This is a genomic window from uncultured Acetatifactor sp., from assembly GCF_948601915.1.
GTDB lineage: Bacteria > Bacillota > Clostridia > Lachnospirales > Lachnospiraceae > Acetatifactor.
Map to the genome: position 1 here is coordinate 11,899 of NZ_CAPDXS010000090.1, position 9,805 is coordinate 21,703.

Sequence of the window (9,805 nt, forward strand, 5' to 3'; positions counted from 1 at the left end):
AGGGAGGGAGACCTTCGATTTCTGTGTGTCCCGGGCGGTGGCGCATCTCTCCACCCTGTCGGAGTACTGTCTTCCTTTTGTGAAAAAGGGAGGGCAGTTCATTGCCTATAAATCCGAGAAGGGCCCGGGGGAAGTGGCGGATGCGCAGAAGGCCATATCCGTGCTGGGCGGCCGGGTAAGGGAGAGTGTGGAATTCACTTTGCCGGATTCGGATATCCACAGGAATCTGGTGGTGGTGGAAAAGGTGCAGAAGACCCCGGCGAAATATCCCAGAAAGGCCGGTCTGCCCTCCAGGGAGCCTATCCGGGAGACAGGGAAAAAGCCAGAGAGGCAGGGGGCGTCATGAAAAAGGAAGATTATCAGGTACTGCGGGAGCTGCTGAAGGAATTCCGGGAGGAGGACGCGGAGCTTAAGGCACGGATAGAAGAGCATGACGGGCGCGTGAAGGAGGCGGAGCTGCGTCTTAAGACCATACAGGACTCGGAGCCTGAGGACAGAAAGGTATTTTCCCCCAGGAGGGTGGAGGTATTATATAAAGAAGAAATAGGAAGGATAAAAGAGGAGAAAGCCGTCCATGAAGAGCAGATACAGCGGCTTTGCAGCCAGAGAGAGGTGTTGGAGAAGCGGATTTCCCGGCTTGAGGCTGTCTGCCGCCATCAGAGAGAGCGCGCCAGGCGCAGGCGCGATGCCTCTCTGATGGATTTGGAGAATATCATCGGCAGAATCGAGAACAGCAGCGGGTACATCGACAGGAATCCCATCCAGGCCAGGCAGGAGCTGGCCATCATCGCAAAATCATTAAGAGAACTTGTGGACAGGATGCGGGAGGGGGAGAAGCCTTAGCCTCTGATGCTATCAGCGGCAGGCAGGAAGCTCAGGCAGCTTTTCTGCCTCCTTCCGGGAATCAGCCGGGTTCCGTCCGTGTACCCTTCTTCCCTTCCTGCCAGCTCTTTGATGAGGAGCCCGCGCAGGTAGGAAATCCGCTCCTGGCAGTCCGGATCCGCAATCGCGTCGTGCAGCTCCTTCGGATCCGCATCCAGACGGAAATACTGTTCCCTTCCGGATTCCATGAACCAGCAGTACTTGTCCTGCCCGGTGACGATGTACTGGTTTCCGATGTCGCCGCCGCTGTGCTCCCCGTGGAGGTATTCCCGATGGTTCTCCCGGAGAAGGGAGAGCCCGTCAATCCCTTCCGGCTGTTCGCCTCCGGCCAGCTCCACCAAAGTGGGCAGGATGTCCCGAAGCTCCGCCAGCCTGGTGCATACCGTCCTGGGTATCATGCCCGGTGCGTTGGCGACAATCAGGGGAATGTGGATGCTTCCCTGATAGGGGCGGGTCTTTCGGAAGGTGTAGTGGTCTCCCAGAAGTTCTCCGTGGTCTGACACAAATAAAATAACGGTATTTTGATAAGAACCGTCGTCCTTCAATGCGTCTACCAGTTTTCCTATCTGATTGTCCAGATGGGTGATGCAGGCATAATACCCGATCTGTGCCTGGCGCATGAGCTCCGGATCCACGGATCCCGTATCGGCATCGGTGCGCCTGCCCAGTCGTCTCAGACGTTCTTCATCCGCCCAGTCGCCTATGGCGGGAGGCGTCAGGTCCCGGCCGCGGTAGAGGTCGAAGAAGCACTGGGGCGCGTCAAAAGGCGGATGAGGCCTGAGATAGGATGCCATCAGGAAAAAGGGACGGGAGCGGTCTCTGCGGCGGAGAAAATCGATGGATCTGTCCGTGACCCAGTTGGTGGGGTGGAGCCTTTCCTCATACATCCAGGGCCTGGCGGTGAAGGAATTGCATTCCAGCCCTTCGTCCGTCACATCCCTGTCGATGCCGATCTGGGTCTTCAGCCAGTAGAAATAATCGTCGGCGATCCGCTGGTTTTCCGCGTAGGGCACGTTGGCATTCCGATAGGCATGGAGGTAGCCGTCGTGGAGCTCTATGTTGTGGAAGCCCATGAGGTTCCGCAGGGGATGGACATGCATCTTTCCCACGCATTGGGTGTAATATCCGGCCTTTGACAGCTCTCCGGCCATGGTGACGGGATATTCCCAGGGGACTCTGTCCATATAGCCTACCCGGCCGTGATGTTCCTGGGAAAGTCCTGTGTGCAGGGCGCAGCGGGCCGGGATGCAGCTTGGGCAGGCGGTGTAGGCATTGCTGTAACGTGTCCCCAGGGATGCCAGGTGATCCAGGTATGGCGTCTTTACATCGGGATGGTCTGCGATTCCCAGACAGTCGCCGCGCATCTGGTCGGTCATGATGAGCAGGATGTTGGGCTGTTCCTTTTGTTTTCTCTTTTCCATAGATGCTTTCCTTTCTGATATTTTATGGATGTACATGCTTTCAGTATACAGAATAAGTCATCGATACGCAAGGAGGAATTAGTATGAAGATTTTGAATTTCGGTTCCCTGAATCTGGACTATGTCTACCAGGTGGAGCATTTCGTACAGCCCGGGGAGACCCTGAGCGCCCTGTCCCAAAGTGTCAACTGCGGGGGAAAGGGGCTGAACCAATCCATAGCGCTGGCAAAGGCCGGGGCGGAGGTATACCATGCCGGCTGCATCGGGGCAGGAGGAGAGAGGCTGGCCAGAGAGCTTGCGGAGAACGGCGTGGACACCTCCTGTCTGATTACAGTGGAGGACATACAGGGGAACGCCGTGATACAGGTGGACAGGAGCGGAGAGAACTGTATCCTTCTGTTCGGCGGCTCCAACCGTGATATCACGCCGGAAATGGTGAGAAAAGTCATGGAGAGGTTCGAGCCGGGCGATTATCTGGTGCTGCAGAATGAGGTGAGCTGTCTGCCGGAGATGGTGGCGGAGGCAAAAGCCAGGGGAATGAAGGTAGTGCTGAATCCGTCTCCTTTTGAGGAGAGCCTTCTGCATCTGGATTTCAATGCCATCGCCTGGCTGCTGGTGAACGAGGTGGAGGCAGAGCAGATTTCCGGAAAGAAGGATCCGGATGCAGCCTGGCAGCTCATCCATGGAAAGTATCCCGGGCTGAGCATGGTGGTGACATTGGGGAAAGAGGGGGCGGTATGCTATACGCCGGAGGGAAGGACAGAGCAGAAGGCGTATCCTTCTTCTGTGGTGGATACGACGGCGGCGGGGGATACCTTTACCGGATATTTCCTTACCACACTGACAGAGGGGATGGAAATCGGAGAGTGCATGAGACGGGCATCCAGGGCGGCGTCCATCAGTGTCTCCCGGGCCGGGGCGGCAGTGTCCATCCCCGGGCGGCAGGAAGTGGAGAAGGCTTTGGAGGATATTTGAGGGTGCGGTTGTGAGCCGATTTTCAGGGAGATGCGGGAATGGTATATTATAAGGATGAAATCTGTCTGATTAGGAATCTTGAAAAGGATGATATAGAAGAAATCCTACAGGGAGAAGGGATGGCATGTCAGTGAAGAGAAGTATCTGACGCGGTTGAAGGACCAGGAGGAGGGAAGATGCATTTCTGTCGTGGCGGAGCATGAAGGCTCTGTGGCCGGGTATGTGAATCTCTATTTCCATCAGTTGAAGGGACCTTTTGCTTCCCTGGGATATCCGGAGATTGTGGACTTCGGGGTGCTGGAGAAATACAGAAGGCAGGGGATTGGCGCCAGGCTGATGAACGTCGCAGAGGAGATTGGGTTTCAATCCAGCCATGTCGTATGCATCGGAGTAGGGCTGCACAGCGGGTATGGCAGCGCTCAGAGGATGTATGTGAAGAGGGGGTATGTCCCGGATGGTTCAGGAGTGTGGTATCAGGATAAGGTCTGTGAACCATATATGGATTGCTGTAATGATGATGATTTGGTATTGTATTTCTCAAAGGGAAAATGTTTCACGTGAAACATTTTGTATAGACAAGGAGACAAGATAATGTTTCACGTGAAACATGTAGCCCAACATGTTGTAAGCTGTCTGTGAAACATTTGTGTTCACGAGTGATGGAATCTGTCGCGAGGTTTCAATTGGCTTTTGCTCGTGAACTGAGATTGGCAGTAAGAATAAAGGTTTTCGGTGCCGCAGAATGTTTCACGTGAAACATTCTGCGGCATTTTATCGTTAGATTTATATAGAAGCAAGTCAGCAATTCTAAAATATTGTTCAACTTATATATAGCTATCCTAGGAAAATAATGCTATAATAGAAAAGCATATTCAAGGAGGGAGTCCGGCCATGGGAAAAACGATTGCAATAGCAAATCAAAAGGGCGGTGTGGGGAAAACCACAACAGCCATCAATCTTTCCGCCTGCCTGGCAGAGAAAGGGAAAAGGGTACTGGTAATCGACACTGATCCACAGGGAAACACCACCAGCGGCTTTGGCATAGACAAGAACAACCTGGAAAATACCATATATGAGTTGATTCTTGGGGAGTGTTCCATCAGTGACTGCATTATCAGAAAAGTCACAGGCGATGTCTCAGTAGTCCCTTCCAATGTCAATCTGGCCGCGGCCGAGATTGAACTGATAGGCATAGACAAGAAGGAATACATACTGAAAAGAGAAGTGGATTATATCAAGGAAGAATATGATTTTATCATCATTGACTGTCCTCCTTCACTGAACATGCTGACAATCAATGCCATGACCACAGCGGACAGCGTACTGGTTCCCATTCAGTGTGAATATTACGCGCTGGAAGGATTGAGCCAGTTGATACATACCATCAACCTGGTGAAGGAGAGACTGAATCCTGATCTGGATATGGAGGGCACGGTATTTACCATGTATGATGCCCGCACCAATCTGTCCATGCAGGTAGTAGAGAATGTAAAGAAAAATCTGAATCATAAGATATACAGCACCCTGATACCCAGGAATATCCGGCTGGCAGAAGCGCCCAGCCATGGGATGCCCATCAATCTTTACGATGCGAAATCAGCTGGCGCCGAGGCCTATATGCAGTTGGCTGAAGAGGTAATCAGCAACGCGTGACAGTCCCTACAAAAAGCGGCAAGTGGAAATGGAGGAAGGATATGGCAGGAAAGACGGCAAGAGGACTGGGCAAGGGTCTTGATTCCCTGATACCTGATGCGGTGGGAGAGGCCAAGGCCAAAAAGGAATCGGAAGCATCCAAGGCTTCCGGCGATGCCGGTCCACAGGAGACACTTGTAAAGATTACCGCAGTAGAGCCCAACCGAAAGCAGCCCCGTAAGAATTTTGATGAAGATTCATTACAGGAACTGGCCGATTCCATCAGGCAGGTGGGAGTGATACAGCCTATCCTGGTGCAGGACAGGAAAGACCACTACGAAATCATTGCCGGCGAGAGAAGATGGCGGGCGGCAAAGCTGGCCGGATTGAAGGAAGTGCCTGTCATCATCCGTGATTACACAGAGCAGGAAATCATGGAGATTTCCCTGATTGAGAATATCCAGCGGGAGGATTTGAATCCCATTGAAGAAGCGCAGGCCTACAAGCGCCTACTGACGGAATTCAATCTGAAGCAGGATGAAGTGGCTGAAAGGGTGTCAAAGAGCCGTACCGCCGTCACCAATTCCATGCGGCTCCTGAAGCTCACCGACAAGGTGCAGCAGATGGTAATCGATGAAATGATAACCACCGGACATGCCCGGGCGCTCCTGGGCGTAGAAGATCCGGAAGAGCAGTATGAAATAGCCCAGCGGATTTTTGATCAAAAGCTCAGCGTCCGCGAGGTGGAGAAGCTGGTAAAGAATCTGAATAAGCCGGAGAAGCCAAAGAAGAAGCCGAATGACGATGTGACCATGCAGGTCATCTATCAGGATATCGAGGACAGGCTGAAGCAGCGGCTGAGCACAAAGGTGACAGTCACCCCGAAAGGGGAAGGTTCTGGGAAAATCGAGATTGAATTTTATAATCACGAGGATCTGGACAGACTGTTAGATATCATATCATATACTGCACAGCAATGAAAAATGCAGTAAACTACAAAGAAAGTCATGGATAAACAGGCAGGATACTAAAGGAGATATATGAATACAACAGGAAGTAGCGCATTTTTAGACCAGATTGGCATCGGCTCCTTTGACTGGGGGTATCTGGCGGCAGGGATACTGGGTTTGGCCGTCCTGATGCTGATTGTGCTGATACTTTTGATCGTACAAATCGTAAAGGTGAACAGGCTGAGGAAAAGGTTGGATCGGTTCGTCCTGGGAAAAGATGGGGCCAGCCTGGAGGAGGATATCCTGAAGCTCTTCAAAGACAATGAGCTTCTGAAAGAAGGGGCAGAGAAGGACAGGCAGGACATCGATACCATATTCAAGAGGCTGCAGACAGTATACCAGAAGATGGGGCTTGTGCGGTACGATGCCTTTAACCAGATGGGCGGACAGCTGAGCTACAGTCTCGCGCTGCTGGATGAGAACGACAACGGCTTTATCATCAATTCCGTCCACAGCACCGAGGGCTGCTATTCCTATTCCAAGGAAATCAGGAATGGCGACAACAGCATCTCGCTGAGCCAGGAGGAGGCAGAGGCGCTGGCCATCGCAAAAGGGACAAGAGCATAAGCGAGATAAACAGAAAGGACAGGAAAGCCATGATTGATATTAAGTTTTTGAGAGAGAATCCCGATATTGTAAAGGAGAATATCCGGAAGAAATTCCAGGAGGAAAAACTTGCCCTGGTGGACGAGGTGATAGCCCTGGATGCGGAGAGCAGAAAAGCCAAGCAGGAGGGAGATAACCTTCGCGCATCCAAGAATAAGGTATCCAAGGAAATCGGCGCGCTTATGGCCCAGGGCAAAAAGGCGGAGGCCGAGGAAAAGAAGGCGGAAGTGGCTGCGAATGCCAAAAGGCTGGCGGAGCTGGAGGCCCTGGAACCCCAGCTTCAGGAGAAAATCACGAAGATAATGATGGTGATTCCGAACCTTATCGATGCTTCCGTTCCCATCGGCAGGGACGACAGCGAGAACGTGGAGATTGAAAAGTACGGGGAGCCCGCAGTGCCTGATTTCGAGGTGCCTTATCATGCGGATATCCTGAACAGCATCAATGGATTGGACAAGGATGCGGCGGGGCGGACCAGCGGGAACGGCTTTTATTATCTGATCGGGGACGCGGCTAGAATCCATTCGGCCATGATCAGCTACGCCAGGGACTTCATGATAGACAAAGGCTTCACCTACTGCATCCCGCCCTTTATGATCCGCAGCAATGTGGTGAACGGAGTCATGAGCTTTGCGGAGATGGAAGCCATGATGTACAAGATTGAGGGGGAGGACTTATATCTGATCGGAACTTCCGAGCATTCCATGATCGGCAGGTTCCAGGGACAGATCGTCACCGAGGCCAATCTGCCCATCACGATGACCTCCTATTCTCCCTGCTTCAGAAAGGAAGTGGGGTCCCATGGAATAGAGGAGAGGGGCGTCTACCGGGTGCACCAGTTCGAAAAGCAGGAGATGGTAGTGCTGTGCAAGCCTGAGGATTCCATGGACTGGTACAATAAGATGTGGTCCTATACGGTGGAGTTCTTCCGCAGCCTGGACGTGCCCGTGCGGACTCTGGAATGCTGCAGCGGAGATCTGGCTGACCTGAAGGTGAAGTCCTGCGACATCGAGGCCTGGAGCCCCAGACAGCAGAAATATTTCGAGGTGGGATCCTGTTCCACTCTGGGAGATGCCCAGGCGAGGCGCCTTGGCATCCGTACCAAGGGAGAAAATGGGACATACTATGTGCATACATTAAATAATACGGTATTGGCTACGCCCAGAGGGCTTATCGCGTTCCTGGAGAATAATGTGAACGCGGACGGGAGCATCAGTATCCCGGAGGCGCTGCGCCCTTATATGGGCGGCAAGGACAGAATCCTTCCGGGCGGTGCCAGATAAATAAATCTGTCAGGAGAATGGGATGAAGCAAAAGAGAAATTCCTTTATGGTGCTTTTTTGTGGTATCTTTCTGGTTGTGGGAGCCATATTTTCTGCAGTGGGCATCACAATGGCATTGGCGGATTCCGGTTTCAGGGAACGGGCAGAAGAAATCACGGCTGAAATCACAGGAATCTCTTCCTACCGCGCCTCTGACGGCGACCGGAGACACAATGTATATGTGACATATCAGTACGATGGCAGGGTCTATGAAGACATAGAATTGAATTTCTACAGAAGCGGTATGTATGAGGGACAGGAGATTCCCCTTCTGTGCGATCCGGAAAATCCGGGACATGTGAAATCCCCGGGCGGCATGCTGCTTTTGGAGATAGTATTTCTCCTGATAGGAATCCTCTTTATGGGAATCGCTCTTGTGTTTATCGCGGTATCCCGGAACAAGGCCCGCAGAAGAAAGAAAATCCTGTCGTCAGGAAAGCGCCTGAGCGCCATTGTGGAGCAGATAGCGGTCAATACCAGCTATGTGATGAACGGCCGGAATCCTTATCAGATTTACTGTTATTACCGGGATGAATATAAAGATGTGATCTATCGGTTCAAAAGCGAGGATTTGTGGATAAATCCCAATGTGGTCCTACAGCCGGGAGACACCATAGACGTCTATGTGGACGGGGAAGACTACAGCCGTTACCATGTGGATGCGGAGAGCATATTGGATAAGAAGGTAAAGGACTATACGTGACAGGGAAAGAAGGTGAAATATTTGCATAAATTTATGCGTGCCATTGGATTCAGCAAATTGGAGAGCCATAAGAGACTGCAGGAGCTGTTGGCGGAGGTGGTCATCAATGCCGACAGGCGCAGTGTCCTGAAGGGGAAGAATGACACATTGTCAGGTGAATTTTGCAAAGATTTCGCCAATGGAATCGGAATCGCTGTCTGCGGTGAGTTCGATGACGATGAGAGATTCATCTATGAATATTATTATCCCTATCTGGAGGGGACGGGCATCACCTCCTGCGAGGATGTGTCCGTGGAGCGCCATGCGGAAAAGGAATCCTACGCAGGGGTATGCGATGATATAAAAGTCGGAATGTCGTTAATATTTTATCTGAAAAACAAGATACCCTACATGCGTGCCATGGTGGAGGATCTGCTGCCTGTCCGTGGCACCACGCTGACGCTTTCGGCCCTGTCCGTCAGCGGGACGATTCTGCTGCCCATCCAGAAGAACGAGCAGCAGGTACAGCAGGGGAAGCAGAACTCCGCCACCAGGAGCTCCCTCATGGCAGCCGCCAGGAAGGGGGACGAGGACGCCATAGAGACGCTGACCCTGGAAGACATGGACATGTACACCACCATATCCAGGCGCATCCAGAAGGAGGACGTCTTCAGCCTGGTAGATACGTATTTCATGCCCTATGGCGTGGAGTGTGACCAGTATTCCGTCCTGGGTGAAATCATGGCAGTCCGCCAGTTGACGAACCAGATAACGGGAGAAAAAATTTTTATTTTAACAATTTGCAGTAATGAGTTGACATTTGACGTATCTATTAATATAATAGATATATACGGTGAGCCACAGGTGGGAAGGAGATTCAAAGGAACCATCTGGCTGCAGGGAAGCATCAACTTCCCGGAGGGGTTCGCGTAGGCGATGGTAGGCTGTATGAAGGAAGTCGTGTTTCTGTAGCTCAGCAGGATAGAGCGTCCGCCTCCTAAGAGAACCTACAGCGGAAACTTTTTGGAGGAGCAGAAGCCGCAAGTCACACACAATTTTATACACGTTTCCGTAGCTCAGATGGATAGAGCGTCCGCCTCCTAAGTGGTAGGTGTTCGTTTGCCGGAGCAACGTAGAATCAACAATTTCATAGCTGAATGATTTGCTTATTAGCAAGTTTTTCATACAAGTCCTCGTAGCTCAGTTGGATAGAGCGATCGCCTCCTAAGCGATAGGTCGGACGTTCAAGTCGTCTCGGGGACGCTGGAAAGCATTG

The 9,805-nt window shown here is 51.9% G+C and carries 10 protein-coding genes, 1 tRNA gene and 1 pseudogene (1 of these 12 cut by a window edge); 11 read left to right on the forward strand and 1 reads right to left on the reverse strand.

All coding sequences use genetic code 11. The features are described 5' to 3' along the window. Together rsmG and Q2B33_RS15375 are read left to right on the forward strand one after the other, a co-directional pair. Positions 1-346, forward strand: a pseudogene (rsmG, locus tag Q2B33_RS24555) (16S rRNA (guanine(527)-N(7))-methyltransferase RsmG); it begins 433 nt to the left of the window's first position. Then, entirely contained in the window at positions 343-843 is a 501-nt protein-coding gene (locus Q2B33_RS15375; protein WP_300570998.1) for a hypothetical protein, read from the forward strand. Before rsmG ends, Q2B33_RS15375 begins: the two are co-directional and overlap by 4 nt. Here Q2B33_RS15375 and Q2B33_RS15380 read toward each other — a convergent pair. Beyond that, positions 840-2,303 (reverse strand): arylsulfatase, encoded by a 1,464-nt coding sequence (locus Q2B33_RS15380; RefSeq protein ID WP_300571001.1) that lies wholly within the window; start codon positions 2,301-2,303, stop codon positions 840-842. The two genes, Q2B33_RS15375 and Q2B33_RS15380, sit on opposite strands and share 4 nt — an antisense overlap. A gap of 83 nt (positions 2,304-2,386) precedes the next feature. Between Q2B33_RS15380 and Q2B33_RS15385 the strand changes: the two genes are divergently transcribed. The 9 genes from Q2B33_RS15385 to Q2B33_RS15425 all read left to right on the forward strand — a co-directional run bounded on the left by Q2B33_RS15385 (position 2,387) and on the right by Q2B33_RS15425 (position 9,792). Next, the gene (locus Q2B33_RS15385; RefSeq protein ID WP_300571004.1) at positions 2,387-3,277 is read left to right on the forward strand and encodes a ribokinase; all 891 of its coding nucleotides are present in this window, start codon (positions 2,387-2,389) and stop codon (positions 3,275-3,277) included. Positions 3,278-3,430: 153 nt separating this feature from the next. Continuing rightward, the gene (locus tag Q2B33_RS15390; protein ID WP_300571007.1) at positions 3,431-3,838 is read left to right on the forward strand and encodes a GNAT family N-acetyltransferase; all 408 of its coding nucleotides are present in this window, start codon (positions 3,431-3,433) and stop codon (positions 3,836-3,838) included. A gap of 330 nt (positions 3,839-4,168) precedes the next feature. Next, entirely contained in the window at positions 4,169-4,930 is a 762-nt protein-coding gene (locus Q2B33_RS15395) for a ParA family protein (RefSeq protein WP_300571010.1), read from the forward strand. Between the two features lie 41 nt (positions 4,931-4,971). After that, positions 4,972-5,889 (forward strand): ParB/RepB/Spo0J family partition protein, encoded by a 918-nt coding sequence (locus Q2B33_RS15400; RefSeq protein ID WP_300571013.1) that lies wholly within the window; start codon positions 4,972-4,974, stop codon positions 5,887-5,889. A 60-nt stretch (positions 5,890-5,949) separates the two neighbouring features. Continuing rightward, the gene (locus Q2B33_RS15405; RefSeq protein ID WP_300571016.1) at positions 5,950-6,486 is read left to right on the forward strand and encodes a DUF4446 family protein; all 537 of its coding nucleotides are present in this window, start codon (positions 5,950-5,952) and stop codon (positions 6,484-6,486) included. Positions 6,487-6,515: 29 nt separating this feature from the next. Beyond that, on the forward strand, positions 6,516-7,808 hold the full coding sequence (gene serS / locus Q2B33_RS15410) for a serine--tRNA ligase (RefSeq protein ID WP_296457641.1): 1,293 nt from the start codon (positions 6,516-6,518) through the stop codon (positions 7,806-7,808). 22 nt (positions 7,809-7,830) lie between these two features. Next, the gene (locus tag Q2B33_RS15415; RefSeq protein ID WP_300571023.1) at positions 7,831-8,550 is read left to right on the forward strand and encodes a DUF3592 domain-containing protein; all 720 of its coding nucleotides are present in this window, start codon (positions 7,831-7,833) and stop codon (positions 8,548-8,550) included. A gap of 33 nt (positions 8,551-8,583) precedes the next feature. Continuing rightward, on the forward strand, positions 8,584-9,462 hold the full coding sequence (locus Q2B33_RS15420) for a DUF3881 family protein (RefSeq protein ID WP_296457647.1): 879 nt from the start codon (positions 8,584-8,586) through the stop codon (positions 9,460-9,462). A gap of 256 nt (positions 9,463-9,718) precedes the next feature. Further along, positions 9,719-9,792, forward strand: a tRNA-Arg gene (locus Q2B33_RS15425). Positions 9,793-9,805 lie beyond the last annotated feature (13 nt).

Coding starts and splice junctions, on each gene's coding strand:
- Q2B33_RS15375 (WP_300570998.1), top strand. CDS start 343: ATGAAAAAGGAAGATTATCAGGTACTGCGGGAGCTGCTGAAGGAATTC.
- Q2B33_RS15380 (WP_300571001.1), bottom strand. CDS start 2,303: ATGGAAAAGAGAAAACAAAAGGAACAGCCCAACATCCTGCTCATCATG.
- Q2B33_RS15385 (WP_300571004.1), top strand. CDS start 2,387: ATGAAGATTTTGAATTTCGGTTCCCTGAATCTGGACTATGTCTACCAG.
- Q2B33_RS15395 (WP_300571010.1), top strand. CDS start 4,169: ATGGGAAAAACGATTGCAATAGCAAATCAAAAGGGCGGTGTGGGGAAA.
- Q2B33_RS15400 (WP_300571013.1), top strand. CDS start 4,972: ATGGCAGGAAAGACGGCAAGAGGACTGGGCAAGGGTCTTGATTCCCTG.
- Q2B33_RS15405 (WP_300571016.1), top strand. CDS start 5,950: ATGAATACAACAGGAAGTAGCGCATTTTTAGACCAGATTGGCATCGGC.
- serS (WP_296457641.1), top strand. CDS start 6,516: ATGATTGATATTAAGTTTTTGAGAGAGAATCCCGATATTGTAAAGGAG.
- Q2B33_RS15415 (WP_300571023.1), top strand. CDS start 7,831: ATGAAGCAAAAGAGAAATTCCTTTATGGTGCTTTTTTGTGGTATCTTT.
- Q2B33_RS15420 (WP_296457647.1), top strand. CDS start 8,584: ATGCGTGCCATTGGATTCAGCAAATTGGAGAGCCATAAGAGACTGCAG.